Annotated in this window: 19 protein-coding genes; 5 read left to right on the plus strand and 14 right to left on the minus strand. The window is 64.5% G+C overall.

What is annotated here, in order from left to right; genetic code table 11:
• The first annotated feature begins 57 nt into the window (after positions 1 to 57).
• On the plus strand, positions 58 to 417 hold the full coding sequence (locus tag GSQ83_RS07445; protein ID WP_158802241.1) for a hypothetical protein: 360 nt from the start codon (positions 58 to 60) through the stop codon (positions 415 to 417).
• A gap of 18 nt (positions 418 to 435) precedes the next feature.
• On the opposite strand, the gene GSQ83_RS07450 is transcribed toward GSQ83_RS07445, so the two are convergent.
• Entirely contained in the window at positions 436 to 1734 is a 1299-nt protein-coding gene (locus GSQ83_RS07450) for a DUF445 domain-containing protein (protein ID WP_158802242.1), read from the minus strand.
• Positions 1735 to 1737: 3 nt separating this feature from the next.
• Positions 1738 to 2025, minus strand: a complete 288-nt coding sequence (locus GSQ83_RS07455; protein WP_158802243.1) for a hypothetical protein — start codon at positions 2023 to 2025, stop codon at positions 1738 to 1740.
• A gap of 48 nt (positions 2026 to 2073) precedes the next feature.
• Here GSQ83_RS07455 and GSQ83_RS07460 point away from each other — a divergent pair, with 48 nt between their 5' ends.
• Complete coding sequence (locus GSQ83_RS07460) at positions 2074 to 3042, plus strand: RluA family pseudouridine synthase (protein WP_158802244.1); 969 nt, start codon at positions 2074 to 2076, stop codon at positions 3040 to 3042.
• A 141-nt stretch (positions 3043 to 3183) separates the two neighbouring features.
• Here the strand turns inward: GSQ83_RS07460 and GSQ83_RS07465 are convergent, their stop codons facing one another.
• From GSQ83_RS07465 to GSQ83_RS07520, 12 genes are read right to left on the minus strand one after another with little or no spacing between them, the layout of a single operon-like run.
• Positions 3184 to 3501 (minus strand): hypothetical protein, encoded by a 318-nt coding sequence (locus GSQ83_RS07465; RefSeq protein WP_158802245.1) that lies wholly within the window; start codon positions 3499 to 3501, stop codon positions 3184 to 3186.
• Entirely contained in the window at positions 3498 to 4169 is a 672-nt protein-coding gene (locus tag GSQ83_RS07470) for a cytochrome c oxidase subunit 3 (protein ID WP_158802246.1), read from the minus strand. Before GSQ83_RS07470 ends, GSQ83_RS07465 begins: the two co-directional genes overlap by 4 nt.
• The gene (locus GSQ83_RS07475; protein WP_158802247.1) at positions 4166 to 5788 is read right to left on the minus strand and encodes a cbb3-type cytochrome c oxidase subunit I; all 1623 of its coding nucleotides are present in this window, start codon (positions 5786 to 5788) and stop codon (positions 4166 to 4168) included. Before GSQ83_RS07475 ends, GSQ83_RS07470 begins: the two co-directional genes overlap by 4 nt.
• Complete coding sequence (gene coxB, locus GSQ83_RS07480; protein WP_158802248.1) at positions 5785 to 6732, minus strand: cytochrome c oxidase subunit II; 948 nt, start codon at positions 6730 to 6732, stop codon at positions 5785 to 5787. The genes GSQ83_RS07475 and coxB overlap by 4 nt, the downstream gene beginning before the upstream one ends.
• Positions 6729 to 7508: an SCO family protein gene (locus GSQ83_RS07485; RefSeq protein WP_158802249.1), complete on the minus strand. Its 780-nt coding sequence runs from the start codon at positions 7506 to 7508 to the stop codon at positions 6729 to 6731. Before GSQ83_RS07485 ends, coxB begins: the two co-directional genes overlap by 4 nt.
• The gene (locus GSQ83_RS07490) at positions 7505 to 7894 is read right to left on the minus strand and encodes a hypothetical protein (RefSeq protein WP_158802250.1); all 390 of its coding nucleotides are present in this window, start codon (positions 7892 to 7894) and stop codon (positions 7505 to 7507) included. Before GSQ83_RS07490 ends, GSQ83_RS07485 begins: the two co-directional genes overlap by 4 nt.
• A complete protein-coding gene (locus GSQ83_RS07495; protein ID WP_158802251.1) occupies positions 7887 to 8936 on the minus strand; it encodes a hypothetical protein in 1050 nt (349 codons plus the stop codon). The genes GSQ83_RS07490 and GSQ83_RS07495 overlap by 8 nt, the downstream gene beginning before the upstream one ends.
• Positions 8933 to 9430, minus strand: a complete 498-nt coding sequence (locus GSQ83_RS07500; RefSeq protein WP_158802252.1) for a cytochrome c — start codon at positions 9428 to 9430, stop codon at positions 8933 to 8935. The genes GSQ83_RS07495 and GSQ83_RS07500 overlap by 4 nt, the downstream gene beginning before the upstream one ends.
• Positions 9427 to 9969, minus strand: coding sequence for a DUF3341 domain-containing protein (locus GSQ83_RS07505; RefSeq protein ID WP_158802253.1), 543 nt, complete (start codon positions 9967 to 9969; stop codon positions 9427 to 9429). Before GSQ83_RS07505 ends, GSQ83_RS07500 begins: the two co-directional genes overlap by 4 nt.
• Positions 9966 to 11312, minus strand: a complete 1347-nt coding sequence (nrfD, locus tag GSQ83_RS07510) for an NrfD/PsrC family molybdoenzyme membrane anchor subunit (RefSeq protein WP_158802254.1) — start codon at positions 11310 to 11312, stop codon at positions 9966 to 9968. The genes GSQ83_RS07505 and nrfD overlap by 4 nt, the downstream gene beginning before the upstream one ends.
• On the minus strand, positions 11309 to 14185 hold the full coding sequence (locus tag GSQ83_RS07515; protein ID WP_158802255.1) for a 4Fe-4S dicluster domain-containing protein: 2877 nt from the start codon (positions 14183 to 14185) through the stop codon (positions 11309 to 11311). Before GSQ83_RS07515 ends, nrfD begins: the two co-directional genes overlap by 4 nt.
• Before the next feature lie 9 nt (positions 14186 to 14194).
• Positions 14195 to 14848 (minus strand): cytochrome c3 family protein, encoded by a 654-nt coding sequence (locus tag GSQ83_RS07520; protein WP_158802256.1) that lies wholly within the window; start codon positions 14846 to 14848, stop codon positions 14195 to 14197.
• A gap of 209 nt (positions 14849 to 15057) precedes the next feature.
• Between GSQ83_RS07520 and GSQ83_RS07525 the strand changes: the two genes are divergently transcribed.
• The 3 genes from GSQ83_RS07525 to GSQ83_RS30360 all read left to right on the plus strand — a co-directional run.
• Positions 15058 to 16227, plus strand: a complete 1170-nt coding sequence (locus GSQ83_RS07525) for an MFS transporter (protein WP_216849967.1) — start codon at positions 15058 to 15060, stop codon at positions 16225 to 16227.
• The gene (locus tag GSQ83_RS07530) at positions 16224 to 17651 is read left to right on the plus strand and encodes an MFS transporter (protein ID WP_216849968.1); all 1428 of its coding nucleotides are present in this window, start codon (positions 16224 to 16226) and stop codon (positions 17649 to 17651) included. The genes GSQ83_RS07525 and GSQ83_RS07530 overlap by 4 nt, the downstream gene beginning before the upstream one ends.
• A 68-nt stretch (positions 17652 to 17719) precedes the next feature.
• Positions 17720 to 18367, plus strand: a 648-nt coding sequence (locus GSQ83_RS30360) for a sugar phosphate nucleotidyltransferase (RefSeq protein ID WP_254065549.1), incomplete at its 3' end; no start/stop codon positions are given.

Below are 18367 nucleotides of genomic sequence, written 5' to 3' on the forward strand. Positions count from 1 at the left end.
GTTAGATTACGGGATGGAAACTTGAAACCCCGTCCGTCTTTCGCCACTGTCTTTCCCATGAGCGACCGTCAAGGCTACGACCTCGACATGCGATCCGATGGCAGCTTCGTGCAAGCGCAGCGGCCCGGGCCACTCCCCGGATGGCGCGGGGGATCGGCGACCTTCCGAGCACCACGCGGTTTGGGCCTAGTGGCGGTGATCGCGGGCTCCGCGATTGTTGCAGGCATTGCCCTGTCGCTCGCCCTCATCCTCGTGCCGATTGCCTTGGGCGCGGCGCTGATCGGCTACGCCGCCCTGCGCTGGCAGCTCTGGCGCATGCGGCGGAACGGCTTCGAGGCAAAAAGTTTCGGCCCCGTGATGAGCCGGGTCCAGGAAATGCTGAGAGCCCAGCAGCGCGCTGGCCGCTGGCGGGGCTAATTCCCGCCGCGCTTCGTCTTACAGAGCCCCAGTGCCAAAGGCTGCCCGCAGCAGCAGATAAAGCACGCCTCCGGCGAGGAAGCCGACCAGCGTGCCGTTGACCCGGATGTATTGCAGGTCCCGTCCCACCCGCAGTTCCAGCCGCTCCGTCACCGTGCGCGCATCCCATTGGGACACCACCGACGCGACGAAATCGGCCGAGCGTTCCTGAGCCATCGGCAATAGCCCGGCGACGACATTAGCGATCCCGCGCTCCAACCCCTGACGAACCGCCGGATCCTCCTCGATCGCGCGACCGACGGCAGCAAGGGTCGATTCGATGAAGCTGATCGTATGTCCCCCCGGACGCACCGCATCCCGCTCCACCACAGCCCTCAGCCTTAGCCAGACATCGCCAAACCACAGCCGCACCGACTCATGGCTGAGCACCCTGCGGATGGCCGCGCCCATCTCGGCCGCCCGCGCCGGATCTTCCTCCATCGCCGCGATCTCGCGCCGCACCCATTCGTCGAAGGCCGCGCGCATCGTGGACCCGTCGGGTCCGACATTGTCCAGTTCGTCGTTGATCGCGGAAATCACCCGCTTGGCGATGCTCGCCCCGATCGCCCAGCCGAGGAGCTGGCCGCCTTGCTCCTTCACCCTGTCGCGAATCCCCTTGCGCAGATCTTCCTCTTTCTCCGCCAGCATGCCGCGAAGCTGGGTGAGGATGAAGGTGAAGACCTCCTGATGGCGGCCACCCTCCACCAAGCCTTGCAGCGCCCGCGCCACCACCCGCCCGGCGGCAGCCCCCCCCAGCAGGCGCGGCAACAGCCGGGAAATCAGACGTCCCGCCCGGCCATCCTCGATCGCCGAGAGCAGCTTCGGCAGGCTCGCCGCCATCGCCTCGGCGGCGGGCCGAGCAGTCACCGGATCGGCCAGATAGCGATGCAGCAGCCCCGGCAGATCGGCGCGGCCGAGAACCCGCAGCACCTCGTCCTGGGTGATGACATGGGTGCCAATAAACCGCCCAAGCGCCCGCCCCAGCCGTTCCTTCTGCGCCGGAATGATCGCAGTATGCGGAATCGGAATACCGAGCGGATGGCGGAACAGCGCCGTCACCGCGAACCAATCGGCGAGGCCGCCCACCAGCCCCGCCTTGGCGCAGGATTGCAGCAACTCGCGCCACATCGTGGGCGGCAACGCATAGCTCGCCAGAACCAGGGCCGCCATGACAACGAGCAACCCGCTCGCGAAGGCCCGATGCCTGCGGAGCGAGCGGCGAGCCGTGGCATCGACCTCCGCCGCCGAGGTCAAAACGCGGTCGAATGCGTTCGACATGGGCTAGGGCGTGGCTTCCAGCCGGCCGGTCACCCGGCCGTTGCGAGGATCGACGAGCAGAATGCGGTCGGGTCCGCCACCCGTCAGCAGCACCGCGAGACTGGCGCCGACGCCGGTGATATTGACGATCCGAGAGCCCGCCGCCTGTTGCAGGTTGCTCACGGTCAGCGAGGTTCCTGGGGGTCCCGCCGCCGGTGCGCCAAAATCGGTGACGAGCTTGAACAGCAGCGCCGCGGTCGCGATGACGATGAGCACCCCCATCGTGATCACCGTGATCAACATCGACCGCATGGATCGCATCGCCTCGCCCCCCGGCCGCTTCTTGGCTATGTCTGCGGCATGACCTTATTCGAAGTGACTGCCGATGCCGGGCAAGCGGGCCAGCGCCTTGACCGATTCCTCGCCGAGAGCCTGGACTCCCTCTCCCGTTCGCGCATCAAGAACCTGATCCTGGATGGGATGGCAAGCGTCGGCGGCGCCTCGTTCCGGGACCCGTCCGAACTTGTGCGTGAAGGCGAAACCTATGCCCTGACGGTGCCCGATGCCGTGGCGGCAACCCCTCAGCCGGAGGATATCCCGCTCACCATCCTCTATGAGGATTCCGATCTCGTGGTGCTCGACAAGCCAGCGGGGCTGGTGGTGCATCCGGCGCCGGGCCATCTCGAGGGCACGCTGGTCAACGCCCTGCTCGCCCATTGCGGCGACAGCCTCACGGGCATCGGCGGCGAGAAGCGGCCAGGCATCGTCCATCGCCTCGACCGCGACACCTCCGGCGTCATGGTGGCCGCGAAGACCGAGCTCGCCCATACCCGGCTCTCCGAGATCTTCGCGACTCGCGATCTCGATCGCCACTACAAGGCGCTGGTCTGGGGCATGCTGTCGCCGGTTTCAGGCGATATCGAGGGCGCCATCGGGCGGGACCCGCGCGACCGCAAGCGTATGGCGCTGCGGGACGCCGGCGGCCGCGAGGCGCTCACGCATTACAAGACGGAGCGCAATTGGCGGATGTGCGTCTCGCTGCTTGACTGCAAGCTATCGACGGGGCGAACCCATCAGATCCGTGTGCATCTCGCGAGCCGCAACCACCCGGTCGTCGGCGATCCCGTCTATCTGCGACGCGTTCCCCCGGCCTCACGTGGTTTGCCCTCAGAGTTGCGCCACCTGCTGCTGGATTTTCCGAGGCAGGCGCTGCATGCGGCGAGTCTTGCTTTCGCGCATCCGCGTACTGGCGACCCGATGTCGTTTGAGACGGAGCCGCCGGAGGATTTCCGCGGATTATTGGCGGCGCTGGATGAGATGGGGAGTTAGCCACTCCACGTCATCCTCGGCGAAGGCCGAGGATCCACGCCTTACTTGTGGCGGCGACGTTGAAGGCGTGGATGCTCGGCCTTCGCCGAGCATGACGAATCGACGATCAGATTACTCGGCAGTCGAGGGTTTTGCGTGCCCTCACCCACCACGGTTCGCGAGCGAAAACCCCGGCGTCGCTTGCGATACCGGATCCGGAGAGCGCGTCACGATGTCCATCATCGTGAGGCTCAGCATGATCACCAGCCAAAGCGCGCCGGTGAACGCGAAGATTTTCGCTTCCCCTGTGCCATGGCGAAGATGCATCAGCACCATACCGACGCCCGCCGCCATCACGATGCCGATGAAAGGCGTCACATTCCCCCAGCCCAACCAACGCCCGCCCACCGCCTCGACCGCGAGCAGGATTATCAGCCCGGCCCAGGTCAGCAGATAGTCGCGCGTGCGGGTGAGGATCATCCGGCGCGCCCCGCCAGATAGATCATGGGGTAGAGCACCAGCCACACCATATCGACAAAGCTCCAGTAGAGACCGACGATCTCGACCGATGCGTGGCTCTCGCGCGTCACCGTGCCGTTGCGTGCCCGCAGCGCGATCCAGGTAACGAGACCGAGGCCGATCAGCAGATGGATCGCATGCAGCAAGGTCGCCAGATAGTAGAAGATCCAGAACAGCGCCGCGCCCTGCGAACCAGGTCCCCGCAACGCGAAACCAGGCCCGGGCACCATCCCCGCGTCAATGTCGAGATACCACTCGACGCCCTTCAGGAGCATGAAGACCACACCGAGCGCGATCGTTGCCACGGCAAGCCGGAACAGTAGCTTGCGATCGCCGACCCGAATGGCGGCGACGCCGCAGGCATAGGTCACGCTGCTGGTGATGAGCAAAGCGGAGTTCACCGTGCCGATCGCGAACTCGGTGTGCTCCGTGGCAAGGGCGAAACCAGCAGGGAAAAGATAGCGGTAATAGAGCCAGATCAGGAACAACCCGCCGAAGAACAGCGTTTCCGTCGCCAGGAACAGCCACATCCCAGTCATAGAGGTGTCGTGCTGCTCGCGCTCGCTGGGGTACTGGAACTCGGTCTCCGGTCCCGGCAAGTCCTCGCGATGACGCGTCGCGGCGCTCATGCCATCGGCTCCTGCTGTTCGGGCGGCGGATAGTTATAGGCGGTTTCCGTCACGCGCGGCGTCACGGAGAAATTCTGTACACGCGGCGGCGATTGCGTGCGCCACTCAAGCCCCGTCGCATCCCAAGGATTGTCACCGGCCGGCTGGCCATAGACGAGCGACCAGAGCAGGTAACCCATCGGCAGCAGATAGCCGCCCGCCAGAATCGTGGCTCCGGCCGAGGACAGCACATTGAGAACCTGGAAGCCTGGATCATAGATCGGGTAGCGCCGAGGCATCCCGAGATACCCCAGCACGAATTGCGGCAGGAACGTCAGGATAAACCCGCCGAACAGCAGCAACGCCGCCACCCTGCCCCAGCTCTCGGGATAAAGCCGCCCCGTCATCTTCGGCCACCAGAAATGCAGCCCGGCGAAGAAGGCCGTCACCATGCCGCCGACCATGATGAAGTGGAAATGCGCGACCACGAAATAGGTGTCGTGCAGATACACATCCGCGCCCAGCGCCGCCGTGAACAATCCAGAAAGTCCGCCGATCGTGAAAAGCCCTACGAAGCCCAACGCGTAAAGCATCGGCGTATTGTAGCGGATATAGCCCTTATGCATCGTGCCGAGCCAATTGAAGACCTTGATCGCCGAGGGCACGGCAATCACATAGCTCAGTAGCGAAAACACCAAAGCCGAATAGACCGAGACGCCCGCCACGAACATATGATGCGCCCAGACGAAGAAGCCGATCACCGCGATGGCAATGCTGGACCAGGCGACAAACTTATAGCCGAACAGCGGACGCCGCGCGAAGCAGGGGATGATCTCGCTCACGATCCCGAACCCCGGCAGGATCATGATGTAGACGGCGGGGTGCGAGTAGAACCAGAACAGATGCTGGAACAGCACCGGATCGCCACCCAGCGCCGGATCGAAGACGCCGATATGGAAAATCCGCTCCATCGCGATGAGGATCAGCGCCATGGTTAGCACCGGCGTCGCCAACACGTTCAACACGCTCGTCGCATACATCGACCAGACGAAAATCGGCATTCGATACCAGGTGAGCCCCGGCGCTCGCAGCCGATGGATGGTGACGATGAAATTGAGCCCGGTCGCGATAGAGGCATAGCCGGACAGAATGATCCCGAGTGCGGCGACCTCAACGAAGCCTTTGGAGAAATTAGTCGAGAGCGGTGTGTAGAAAGTCCAGCCCGTATCGAGGCCACCGTAAGTCACCGCGAACATAGCGATCGCGCCGCCAGCAATGAACAAATACCAGCTCAACAGATTGATACGCGGAAAAGCAAGATCCCGAGCGCCGAGCATCAATGGCAGCACAAAGTTGCCCAGCACGGCAGGCGCCGCTGGCACCAGGAAGAACCACACCATGACGATGCCGTGCATCGTAAAAAGTCGATTGTACATCTCAGGTGAGACTAGGGCGCCCCGAGGGCTCAGCAGATTGTAGCGCATCAGCGCCGCCGCCGCCCCGCCGATGAAGAAGAAGGCTGTGATCGAGCAAAGATACAGGATAGCGATCCGCTTGTGGTCGGTCGTGACCAGCCACGAGCGCACCGTAGTCTCGTGGTTGATGTAGTTATCCGACCGCAATCCGGCGGCGATGCTCATCTTGGCGTCTCCCCCGCCATCGATTTGATATAGGCGATGACCTTGACGAGGTTCTCCTCGCTGATCTGGCCCGCATAGGACGGCATGAGATTCGGATAGCTCGCCACGATCTGCGATGCGGGCATGAGGATCGAATCCCGGATGTATTTATCGTCCGCCGTCACCACCGTCCGGTCCGCGAGCGGCACCAGGCTGCCGTAAAGCCCGATCAGCGGCGGCGCGCGCACCGTGCCGCCACCGCCGCCCTCGGTCGTCTCATGGCAGCCGCTGCAGCCATAGCGCATGAACAGCGTATGGCCCTGATCGGCCAGCGTGCCGCCTATTTCTCCATTCGCCGACAGCCAGGCGGAAAACTCCACCGGCTTCAACACGACAATATCGCCGACCATCTCAGAATGCCCAGTGCCGCAGAATTGGTCGCAATAGAGCGGATAGGTCCCGGCGCGGTTGGGGTGAAACCACAGCGTCTCGTAGCGGCCCGGCAGCACGTCCCGCTTCACACGAAAGGCGGGAACCGAGAAATCATGGATCACGTCTTCCGAGGTCATGATGAGTTGCACGTCGCGGCCGGTCGGCACATGCAGCGCATTGATCTCGCGCTGGCCGCCCTCATGCTCGGCCTTCCACATCCATTGCTTGCCGATGATGTAGATCTTCATCGCATGCGCCGGCGTCTGCGACTGCCGCATATAGACATCGGCACCCCAGACATCGAGCGCGAAGAAAGCTACAATCGTCACCGTGGTCCAGGCAATCTCGAACCGCCAGCTTTTCTCCCCCGGCGCACCGCGATGAGCGGTGCTGCGGGCGCGGTAGCGAATGCCGTAAAGCGCCATAAGGCCGAAAACCAGCACCAGCACGGCGAGGCTGATGAGCAGCAAAGCACCGAGCAACTGATCCGTCTCAGCGGCGCCCGGAGAGGCAACGGGAAGGTCGAAATTCATGCCCGCCCCTCTCGCCGCCGCAGGATGAGCATGACGCCAATCAGTGTCAGCACCGTCAGCAGGCCGGTCAGCCGCAGCACCTTCATGATGGCGAAGGTGTAGCGGCCGGTGGTCGGGTCGAAATGGAAGCACAGCAGCAAAACCGGCTGCACCGTTTGTTCCACGCCGCCGCTGCTCGCGCGGATGATCGCGGCGCGCAAATCCCCCGGCTGATATCCGATGCCGAGCACATAGCCGGACACCGCGCCGCGCGGCGTCAGTACCACAATGCCGGCCGGATGGATGAATTGCTTCAGCCCCACGTCATAGCGGCTGTAATATCCCACCGCCCGCTCCACCGCCGCGACGGACTCTGACGTGCCGCTGAGGAAATGCCATCCGTCGGCCGAGCCCACCGTCGGATAGCGCGCGCGGTCATCCGCCCAGGCTCTATGTGCATCCGACACGGTCTCATGGGGGTCGATGCTGACAAACACGACCTGGTAGTCAGCGGGCGTCGAGAGACCACTGCGCCCAAGTGCCGTCAGTAGATCGTCACGGATCACACCGCACAGCGCGGGACAGGCGTAGTAGCCGAGCGCCAGGATCGTCGGGCGGCCGACAACGACATCGGCCAAAGCGGTTCTCCGTCCAGCCTGATCGGTGAAAGCCGCATCGAGCGGGAGGTTTCGGCCAAGCTGCGGACGATAGCCGATCCCGGAAGTATCAGGCGCGCGCTGCGCTTGAGCCTGAACGGCCACCAGCATGAGCCCGATTACGAGAAACAAGATCCTCACCGCGAGATCCCAGTCGGCGACTGCTTCGGCCAGTCTGCGATCCCGCGCTCTGCCACAAGCGCCATCGCATCATCGATCGGAATGTGGATGAGCCCTTTTGTTCGATCGACCCAGCCGGTGCCATGCAGGCGCTTCATCTCCTCGGCATAGAAGCGATTCATATCGAGCGGCGTATTCGGCTGCAGGCGCGGCAGAGGAAATTCGTTGACCCCGACATTGGCTGGCCGGTCACGTAGTGAACTTGGAAACATCCACATGCTGAGCCCCGCCAGCAGGACCGACACCAGTACCACCAGCAGCAAGCCGATGATGATGGCGCGCGGAGCGACATCCTGAAGCTCGCGCTCAGCCAGGGGGAGTTCGGGATGTTCCGCGTAGTCAGACATTCTGCGGCCTACGCACTACAGAGACGCTAAGCCCGTCGCCACGCGCAATCCATGCGAATGAAGCACCACCAAAAGCCAGCATCGCCGCGAGATCGATCCAGCCGATTCTTCGGCCCGCCGCGTGATGTGCCGCAGGCAATACCAGCCACCAGCCACGCAGAATCGCGGTTGCGACAACCAGGACGCAGGCGACACCGAGAACGCGCTTGCTCCGTCTTCCTCGGGGCGAAAGCAGCAGAAAGAATGGCACCGCGAACCGTCCGATTTCGATCAGCGCCATCACGCCGCCCCAATAGCCATCCGTCCGCCGAAGATAATAAGGCCCATCCGAGGCTAGATCGGATTCCCACACGATGAGCAACTGCATGAAGTCGAGATAGGTCCACAGCACGACCAACGCGAGCAGGAGCTTGCCAAGATCGTCACGTGCCTTCTCATCTGCAAAGGCTAGGCTGATGAGTATGGCTACAGACAAGGCCAGCAAGCCAGCACTCGCCGCCTCCGTCATCGGATAGATCGTGGAGGTGAAGTCCTGCAGTGACATGGTGAGGTCGATCACCGCGAAGCTGAAACTGACCGCCAAAAGGATCAACCCCGGCGCCGCGAAAAGCCGCAATACCCCCCCGCGCCGCTCCGACGCGAGAATCACCAAAGCCAATCCGAACCAAACGAGCAGATACAATACGCCGCGCGCCGCGAAAGCCGGAGGGTTGAGGTAGAAACCATTCGGCGCATGCGCCCCCGCCTGCGCCCAATCGTAAAGCACCGGCATCGTGCAAAGCAGCGGCACCATCGCAGGCAACAACAGCGGCAAGCTCGAAACACCGATGAGCAAACCTGGCCGCGCCGCCTCGCCCCATCTTCCGCCTGTCAGAGCATGCGCCAGGATCACGGCCATGCTGCCCAGCGGCCACAGCATCCAAGTGTAAACGGCGGCGAGCCAGGCGTGGGGGGAAACGCCAGGCTCCAAAATCCAACCGAACAGCGACAGCACCAGCCCGACGCCGCCCGCGATCCAGCCGTTGCGTTCCGCGCGGCTCACGGCCCCGCCTCCAGCGCCTTACGCTGCGAAGAGGAAAGATCCGCCAGAACCGCGTGCTGGCTGAGTTGCAGCGCGCGGATATAGGCGGCGATGGCCCAGCGGTCAGTGGGTGGCACGCGCTGCGCAAAGGAATACATCGCGCCATGGCCCTGGGTGATCACGTCGTAGAAGTGCTGTGTCGAACCCCCGCGCAGCCGTGTTTCCTCATAGTTCGGCGGCGGGCTGAAACCACGCTGCACGATCATGCCATGCCCATCACCAAGCTCGGAATGACAGGGTGCGCAGTAGATGTGAAAGCGCTCTCCGCCGTGCCGCAGCAAGGCGAGCGTGAGCGGCGGTGCCGCGACGGGCTTTTCCTGAAACTGCACGGTCTCGGCGGGCGGCGTCTGCGGATCACCCTGGCTGCGCGTCCAGGCGTTTTTCTTGCGCTGATGGATCATGTCGTCGCAGCCAGCGAGCACCAGCACCGCCAGCAGAAGGGCGGAAAACCTCATTCGAGGATCTCCTCGATCTGCGGCGCACCGCTGGCTTGCAGCGCGGCAAGAGCGCGGTCGTGATTAGGCTTGGCAGCCGTGCGAATGGCAATGAACCAGCCCGACCGGGTCGCCTCGCGAAACGCATCGCTCTCGTCGATCGGGTCGTAGAGCCGTGGCAGCCGGTTGATCAGAAGGAAACCGAGGAAACCGGCGACCATCGCGAATAGCAACCCGGTCTCGAAACCGAAGGGAATAAAGGACGGCCAAAACACATTCGGGCGCCCCCCGATATTGACGGGATAGCCGCCGCCCAACTGCCCCCACAAACTATCCGTGAATATCCCCGTCACCGCGTAGATCTGCAGCAGCAGCCCCGCCGCCGCTCCAACCAACCCGGCAAACAGCATAACCAGCGGCAGCCGAGATTGCAGGCGCCCCACCGAGCGCGCCGGCGACGTCGGGGAATAAGTCTCGACACCATGCACGCCATCGGCTTCCAGACGCGCAACGGCCCGCGCCATCGCCGCCTCGCTCTCGAAGGCGCCGAGCACGATCATCGAGCGAGTTTCCGCGTGATCAGTTCACGCATCTCGAACATCGAGATGGCAGGCACCAGCCGGATGGTCAGCAGAAACCCGCTCGCGAATAGGCCGCAGGTTCCGGCGAACAGCGCCCAATCCCAGAGCGTCGGAAAATAGACACCCCAGGCCGACGGCAGCGCCGTCTTATGCGGCACCTGGATCACGATGCCGTAACGCTCCAGCCACATGCCGACGACCGCGCCGAAGCCGACCAGCAGCACAATCGGCACCCAGCGCCGGCAGACGCGGAACCAGAAGAGCTGCGGCAAGACGCAGTTCAGGATGATCGTCGACCAATAAACCCCGGCATCGAAGCCGCCGATCCGCGCCTTGAACATGGTGATCTCGGCGGCGTCATGGCCATAGAAGACCGAGAAGGCCTCCATCATATAAGCATAGGCGACGCAAAGGCTCGCGGTCAGCATGAGCTTGCAGAGCACATCGACATGCCGCTCGGTGATATAAGGCGTGAGGCCCCAAAAGCGGCGCAGCGGAATGATCAGCAGCAGCACCGCCGCAAAACCGGAGAAGACGGCACCGAAAACAAAGAACGGCGGGTAATCCGTGCCGTGCCAACCCGGCATATTGCCGCCCGCGAAATCCAGCCCGACGACGCTATGCACTGAGCACACCATCGGCGCCATGATCGCCGCCATGATGCCGTAAACCGCACGGAAATGCGTCCATTCGGTTCCCGACCCACGAAAACCCAACGCCGCAACACCGTAAGCAACCTGCTTGAAGCGTGTCCGCGTGCGGTCCCGCATGGAGGCAAGGTCAGGCAACAACCCGAGATACCAGAACAGCACGGAGCCCACGATATAGGCCAGCACCGCGATAAAATCCCACATCAGCGGACTCTTGAAATTCGGCCATAGGCTCATCGTATTCGGATAGGGGATCAGCCAATAAAAAAACCATGGCCGGCCGAGATGCAGGATCGGATAGATCCCAGCGCAAGCCGCCGAGAACAGCGTCATCGTCTCGGCGATGCGATTGATCGAGGTCCGCCAATCGACCCGCGTCAGGAAAAAGAACGCCGAGATGAAGGTCCCGCCGGAGGCGATGCCGATCCACCAGACATAAACGAAGATCGGAAAACCCCAGACATTCGGCCAATCATTGCCGAAAATCTGAATCCCGTTGAGGAACAGCCAAACCGTCGCGACAATACCAAGGCCAAGCAAACCAAGGCTTGGCAGAAAGGCCATCCACCACCACAGGTAAGACCGCTCCTCGCCAAGCGCGACGCCCGCCACGTGATCGGTCATGGTCCGGGCGGTCTGCCCCGGCAGCACCACGGGCAGCGCCTCGCTCATGCCGGGATCTCCGCGTTGAGGTTGCGGATGCGGCCCTCATAGGTCACGCGCGGCCGGGTATTCTGTTCGGGCAGCAAGACATAGTTGAGCGGACTATGCTTGCGCCGCACTACCTCGCTGTCAGGCTCGTTGAGGTTGCCGAAGGAAAATGCCTGCGTCGGACAGGCCGCCTGACAGGCCGTTACCGCTTCCTCCGCGACACCCGAAATGTCATGCGCGATGCGCGTCGCCGCGATTTTCTGAACGCAGAAGGTGCATTTCTCCATCACGCCCCGGCTGCGGACCGTCACATCCGGATTGCGACTCTCGACCGGCCGCGCCTCTTCCGCCGCGTACGGACCGTAGTTGAAGCGGCGCACCTTATAGGGACAGTTGTTGGAGCAGAAGCGCGTGCCGCCGCAGCGGTTATACACCATCACGTTCAGCCCCTCCTGGTCATGCACCGTCGCACCGAAGGGGCAGACAACCTCGCAAGGCGCCTCCTCGCAATGCATGCAAAGCATGGGCTGGAAATACGCCTCCGGCTTCTCCGCCGGCCCCTCGAAGTAGCGGTCGATCCGCAGCCAGTGCATTTCGCGCTGATGCAGCACCGCGGTCTTGCCCACCACCGGCACGTTGTTCTCGGCCGTGCAGGCGACCACGCAGGCATTGCAGCCGATGCAGGAATTGAGGTCGATGCTCATCCCCCAGGCGACCGGTCCGCTGGGCGGATTGCGATAAAGCAGCGGACTACCCACCCCACCCTGCAAAAGCGCGGGGTCGCGCATAAAATCGGCGAGCGTCGCGTGGCGGACGATATCGCTGGTGTCGCCGGTATCGAGCACGTCGTGATGATCGGTCGTCGCGACCTTCAGCACCCGGCCCGTGCGACGCAGCGTCGCAGGACCGGCGGCGTAACGGAGCGGATAGACATCCACACCCGTCCCTGCACCCACCGCGCCGACGACGCGCCGGCCGTAGCCGTATAGCGCGACCGCCACATCCTCCGCCTGCCCCGGCGCGATCCAAACCGGAAGCCGAGCGCTCGCCGCGCCGACCGTGACTTCAACCTCCTCGCCCTGCCGCAAACCCAGCCGATGCGCGAGCCCTGGCGCCAGTAGCAGCGGATTGTCCCACACCACCTTCGTCAGCGGGCGGGGCAACTCCTGAAGCCATGGGTTGTTCGCAAAGCGCCCGTCGAACAGCCCGGGATCCGGCCGCGTCACCAGCGCGACCGTAACCAAAGCCTCGCCTGACACGACAGAGGGAATCACGCTGCGCCCCGCTTCCGGCCTGATCGCCACCTGCGCCGGCCGGCTAGCACTGTTTGGCACTACGCCATCGGCCAGCGCCCGAACCCAGGCGTCGCCGCGCGCCAGCGAAGTCCAGGACGCGCGCACCGCCGCCAGCGAGTCCTGCGGCGTCCCCTCAAAGCCTGGCCGCAGCATCGAGAGTACGCCGACCGCGCTCATGCCATCGAACAGAGGCATCGCCTGCGGCTGCATGATCGTCGCCGTCCCGTCATAGGCGCGCGCATCGCTCCAAGCCTCGAAGGCATGGGCGCCCGGCACATACCAGGTCGCGGCATCCCCCGTCTCGTCGAGCGAAGGCCCGCTCGCAACGCTCAGCCGCACGCGCGCCAAGGCTTCAGTGAAGCCAGGGGCGGAGAAGACCGGGTTAGTGTCGAGCACAAGCAGCGTCTCGACCCGGCCCGCCGCCATATCGTCGGTCAGCGCGCGCAGATCGGCGCCGAAATCGACCGCGCGATAGGCCACCGGCTCGATCACATCGAAGGTCCGTCCTCGGCCGCCCAGCGCCTCGTTCATCGCCAGAACCAGAGCCTGCGCTTCCACCGGCAGATCCGGCCCGGCATGGATGAAGGCACCGCCCCGAGCCGCCTTCAGATCCGCCACCAGCGGCGCGAACCAAGACGGCGCGGAGCCCGGCTGCTCGCCACGCAAAACCGCCGCCGCCAGCCAGGCGACCAGCGCGGGCATCTCCGCGCCGCCGATGATGAAACGATGATCCGCCGCTGTGCCCAGCAATGTCGGCGCGCGCTCCGCCGCATAGACGCGGCTCATCGGACCGCGCGTCGGATTGCGATGCGCCGCGAAGTCCCGCGCATGGCGCACATGGCCCGGCGCGCCGCTGATGAGATCGCTGTCGAGGCCAAGAAGCACCGAAGCCCGCTCGACATGCGGCACTACATCGAGCCTCCGGCCATAGGCCAGCGCCGTGCCGTTCGACACGGTATCCCGCGACGCCGCCTCCCATTGATGCCAGCGCATCCCGGGATAGGCGGCGGCCAGAGCGTCGATCGTCCGCCCTGTTGTCGGCGACACCACGCTGCCGGTCAGGACCCGCAGCCCCACTCCACGGCTCCGCACCAGCCGCTCGCGCTCGTCCGCCATCACGCGTTGCAATGAGGGCCAGTCCGAAGGCTGCCCCTGGGTGATGATGCCCGCCGCTCGATCCGGATCATAGAAGTCGAGGATCATCGCCTGAGCGAAAGCATCACTGCCGCCCAGGCTCGCGGGATGCAGCGGATTGCCATCGACCTTCAGCGGCCGGCCCATCTGATGCGCGACGGTGATCCCCATCGCGTCGCCGCCCACGACATTCGCCGTCGCGTAAGCATTGGCACGACCCGGCACGATACCGGGCGCCGCGATCACCGCCGGGATGAGCTTGCCATCCGCCTCGCCGTTGTCACATCCGGCGAGCCCACCCAGCGCGATGCTTGCCGCCATCACCTGCAACACACGCCGGCGGCTCGCCGGATGGCCGATCATCTCCGCCAGCACCGGATACTGCCGCGCCACCGTGTCGGGATCTTCGAGCAGGCTCCGCCACTGTTTTCCGGAAACCTGGCGCGGAGCCGGAGTCTTCGTCATCGCGCGCGCCTACCGGTGACAGATCGAGCAGTCGGTGAGATTGCGCCCACCGACATGATAAAAGGCGATGAGCTGCTGCGGGCTAGGCGTGCTCGCGTCGCGCCTCCAGGACGTATTGAAGATCTCGCTCTTCGGCCGCAGTTGCGGGCCCGGGTTGCGGTGACAGTTGAGACAGAACTGCATCGTGAGCTTCACCGCCTTATAGGTCAGCGGCATCTGATCCACCGCACCGTGACAGCTCGCGCAGCCGACACCCTTCGCGATATGGATGCTATGATTGAAATAGACATAGTCGGGCAGATTGGTGACCCGGCTCCAGACGATCGGCCTGTTCTCCGCGAGGCTGAGCCGGACCGGTTCGAGCAGCTTCGCATTGGTCCAAATCTGCGAATGGCACGTCATGCAAGTGTAAGTGGGTGGCATCCCGGCATCGGCGGAAGTCTCAACAGTTGCGTGACAGAAACGGCAATCGATGCCCAGGCCCGCGACATGATGCTGATGACTGAACGGCACCGGCTGCTCGATCACGAAGCCAGTCTTGCGCATGTAGAGCGAGCTCGGCCACAGCCACCAGAAACCGACGAGAGCCGCGATCAGCAACCCGAGTGCCAGCAATGCACCGCGCATGGCGCCGTTGGCGGCCGGAGTGAAGATCGCTGCCATGAATGCGCGCGAACCGCCTGGAATTGAGTTGAGACGCGAAGGACTTAGGCCGTTCTGCTCACATGGTGTCAATTCTGGTCGGCGACGATCTCTAAGCTGTGATCGTGTAACAATTCACCGCAGCGCTTGATTGACAGAGCGTGCTGCGGCGCAATAGCTGAACTATGCCAAATCGCTCCCTGTCCCGTCCTGACGGTATGTCCGCCGGGATGACGTTTCTGCTCGCCTTCACCGCGGCGGTGAGTGTCGCCAACCTCTATATCTCGCAGCCGCTCATTGGCCTGATCGGCCCCGCCATTCATTTGCGGCCCGATGCCTATGGGCTCGTCGTCACGCTGACCCAGTTCGGCTACGCTATAGGATTACTGCTCCTCGTGCCGCTCGGCGATCGCGTTGAGAACCGCCGGCTGATGACGATCACCCTGCTCTGCGGCTCGATCACGCTGCTGCTGACATCGCTCGCCCACAATGCCGCGCTCTATCTCTTCGCCTGCCTGATGATCGGCATTACCTCCGTGACCACGCAGATGGTGGTGCCGATGGCGGCTCATCTCGCGGCGCCCAAACGCATGGGGCGGCAGGTCAGCACCGTGGTCAGCGGCCTGCTCACGGGCATTCTGCTCAGCCGGCCGATCTCCAGCATCATCGCAAGCTTCACCGGCTGGCGCAGCGTCTTCGTCGTTTCGGCGATCATGATGGCGACGACAGCCGCGATCTTCTGGCGCTACGTGCCGGAGCGCCGTCCACACGGGCGCCTCGGCTATCTCGCCTTGCTCAGGTCTCTCGGTCCGCTGCTCGCCCGCACACCGGTTCTCCAGCGGCGCGCCGCCTATCATATGACTCTCTTCTTCGCCTTCACCGTGTTCTGGACCTCGATACCGCTCGAACTTACCGACGAGTACGGCTTGTCCCAGCGCGGCATCGCTTTGTTCTCGCTGGTCGGTGCGGGGGGCGCGCTGGTGGCGCCGATCGCCGGGCGCTTCGCGGATGGCGGCTGGAGCCGCATTGGCACCGCGATCTGCATTTCGCTCGTGATCGGCGGCACGCTGTTTGCCTGGCCGGGCGCGTTGCGACCGGGATTGCTGGGCCTCGCGATCCTCGGCCTTTGCGCGATCCTGATCGACGCGGGTGTGCAGGGCCACACCGCCTTCGCGCAGCGGGCGCTTTTCAGCCTCGCGCCAGAGCATCGCAGCCGGCTCAACGCGCTCTATATCGCCGGCGCCTTCCTCGCTGCCTCCATCGGTTCAGCGGTCGCACCCTTCGCCTATGCGCGGGACGGCTGGCCGATGGTCACGCTGGTCGGCGTCGTTCCGCCCATGCTCGCGCTGAGCTTCTACCTCGCCCATACCCGTGCCGAGATGCGGCGCGTCACGCCGTGACTGCCGCACCCATCGCACAGATCCAGAGCCCGCTCGCCGGGCGATTTCCGGCGTCGATCCCGCTCCTCGTCGCGGGCGCCTTTTTCATGGAGATGCTGGACGGCACCATCATCGCCACCGCCATCCCGCAAATGGCACGCAGCTTCCACGTCCATCCCATCGACCTCAACCTCGGCATGACCGCGTACATGATCATGCTGGCGGCCGGCATTCCGCTCAGTGGCTGGGCGGCCGAGCGCTTCGGCGCCCGCCGCGTTTTCGCATCCGCCATCCTGATCTTCACCCTCGCCTCGGTTCTCTGCGGCATCGCGACCGGCTTCTGGTGGTTCTGCGCCGCCCGCGTGATCCAAGGGGTGGGCGGCGCCTTGATGGTGCCGGTCGGCCGCCTCCTGGTGTTGCGCAGCACGCCGAAGCGCGATCTGATGCGCGCCACGGCCTTCATCACCTGGCCCGCCCTGGTGGCCCCGGTCCTGGGACCAGTCGTCGGCGGCGTGCTCACCACCTACGCCTCCTGGCGCTGGGCCTTCTTCATCAACCTGCCGCTCGGCCTGCTCGGCCTTGGCGCCACCCTCTTCCTCCTCTCGGGCGGTCGCACCACGGAGGCCCGGCGGCTGGACTGGACGGGCGTTATCCTCAGCGCGAGCGCCGCCATCGCTTTCGTCTATGGCGCGAGCCTGCTCGGCACGGCCAATGGCAACATCGCCGTGAGCCTCGGCCTCATGTTGCTCGGAGCGATCGGCGCCGTCGCCACCGCGCGTCACGCGGCCCGTCACCCGGCGCCATTGATGGAATTCTCGGCGCTCCGGATCCGCAGCTTCGCCACGACGCTCTGGAGCGGCTCAACGGTGCGCATCGCCATCAACGTGGCGCCCTTTCTATTGCCGCTGCTGTTCCAAATCGGCTTTCACCGCAGCGCGGTCGCCTCCGGCTCGCTGCTGCTGTTCCTCTTCGCCGGTAATCTCGGGATTAAGCCGCTGACCTCCGCGATCCTCCGCCGTTTCGGCTTCCGCAGCGTGCTCATCGTCAACGGCCTTATCCTGGCCGCCACCTTTGCGGGCTTCGCCTGGCTGAGCCCGGCCACGCCATTATGGCTGCTGCTGCCGCTGCTCATTCTCAGCGGCGCCACGCGATCGATGCAGTTCACCGCGATCAATACCCTCGCCTATGCCGAGGTGCCGCCCGCCAGCATGACCTCGGCCAATACCCTGTTCAACCTCGGCCAGCAGGTCTCGGTGGGGCTAGGGATCGCCTTCGGCGCCGTCATGCTTCGGCTTGGGCCGCCGCTCCTAGAGAGCACAAGCCTCTCACCCGACGCCTTCCGATTTGCTTTCCTGGCAACGGCATTGCTTTGCGCCCTGCCCACCTTCGACTTCTGGCGCCTCGCCCCCAATGCCGGCGCCGAAGTCAGCCGTCATCGGCGTTAGCGCCATCTTTCAGCCACCCGGCTCGACTTTAACCCGGATACCGCTCGACCCAAGGAAGCAGGCCCGCCATGTCCTCCGATGTCACGCCCGATCTCGCCGCCCGCAGCCTGGCCAAGACCGGGCGCGCCGCCGGACGCATCGTTCCGGTCATCCTCTCCGGCGGCTCCGGCACTCGCCTCTGGCCGGTCTCGCGCGAAAGCTTCCCCAAGCAGTTCTGGCCGCTCGTCTCCGACCGATCCCTGATCGAGGAAACGGCGCTCCGCACGGCCGGCGGCGAATTCGCGCCGCCCCTCATCGTCTGCAACGAGACCCACCGGTTCCTGGTCGCCGAGCAGATGCGGGACTCCAACGTCAAAGGCGCCCGTATCCTGCTCGAGCCCGTCGGCCGCAACAGCGCCCCCGCCATCGCCGCCGCCGCGCTGCTGCTGGCGCAGGATGACCCGCAAACCGTCATCTGCATGATGGCCGCCGACCACGAGATCCCCGACACCGCGAAACTTCGCTCCACCCTGCTGACCGCCGCGAAGGTCGCCCGAGCCGGCCGTATCGTGACTTTCGGCATCCGTCCCACCGCCCCGGAGACAGGCTTCGGCTATGTCGAGATGGGCGACCCCCTGCCGGAAGCGCCCGAGGCCCATGCCCTCGCCCGCTTCATCGAAAAGCCCGACGCTGCACTCGCCGCCACGCTCATCGCGACCGGCAAGGTGCTGTGGAAC

Origin of the sequence: Acidisoma sp. L85 (assembly GCF_009765865.1) — a bacterium.
Classification (GTDB): Bacteria; Pseudomonadota; Alphaproteobacteria; order Acetobacterales; family Acetobacteraceae; genus Acidisoma.

Coding starts and splice junctions, on each gene's coding strand:
- GSQ83_RS07520 (WP_158802256.1), bottom strand. CDS start 14,848: ATGGCAGCGATCTTCACTCCGGCCGCCAACGGCGCCATGCGCGGTGCA.
- GSQ83_RS07445 (WP_158802241.1), top strand. CDS start 58: ATGAGCGACCGTCAAGGCTACGACCTCGACATGCGATCCGATGGCAGC.
- GSQ83_RS07515 (WP_158802255.1), bottom strand. CDS start 14,185: ATGACGAAGACTCCGGCTCCGCGCCAGGTTTCCGGAAAACAGTGGCGG.
- GSQ83_RS07500 (WP_158802252.1), bottom strand. CDS start 9,430: ATGAGGTTTTCCGCCCTTCTGCTGGCGGTGCTGGTGCTCGCTGGCTGC.
- GSQ83_RS07475 (WP_158802247.1), bottom strand. CDS start 5,788: ATGAGCATCGCCGCCGGATTGCGGTCGGATAACTACATCAACCACGAG.
- coxB (WP_158802248.1), bottom strand. CDS start 6,732: ATGAATTTCGACCTTCCCGTTGCCTCTCCGGGCGCCGCTGAGACGGAT.
- nrfD (WP_158802254.1), bottom strand. CDS start 11,312: ATGAGCGAGGCGCTGCCCGTGGTGCTGCCGGGGCAGACCGCCCGGACC.
- GSQ83_RS07465 (WP_158802245.1), bottom strand. CDS start 3,501: ATGATCCTCACCCGCACGCGCGACTATCTGCTGACCTGGGCCGGGCTG.
- GSQ83_RS07505 (WP_158802253.1), bottom strand. CDS start 9,969: ATGATCGTGCTCGGCGCCTTCGAGAGCGAGGCGGCGATGGCGCGGGCC.
- GSQ83_RS07450 (WP_158802242.1), bottom strand. CDS start 1,734: ATGTCGAACGCATTCGACCGCGTTTTGACCTCGGCGGCGGAGGTCGAT.
- GSQ83_RS07455 (WP_158802243.1), bottom strand. CDS start 2,025: ATGCGGTCGATGTTGATCACGGTGATCACGATGGGGGTGCTCATCGTC.
- GSQ83_RS07470 (WP_158802246.1), bottom strand. CDS start 4,169: ATGAGCGCCGCGACGCGTCATCGCGAGGACTTGCCGGGACCGGAGACC.
- GSQ83_RS07460 (WP_158802244.1), top strand. CDS start 2,074: ATGACCTTATTCGAAGTGACTGCCGATGCCGGGCAAGCGGGCCAGCGC.
- GSQ83_RS07525 (WP_216849967.1), top strand. CDS start 15,058: ATGACGTTTCTGCTCGCCTTCACCGCGGCGGTGAGTGTCGCCAACCTC.
- GSQ83_RS07490 (WP_158802250.1), bottom strand. CDS start 7,894: ATGTCTGACTACGCGGAACATCCCGAACTCCCCCTGGCTGAGCGCGAG.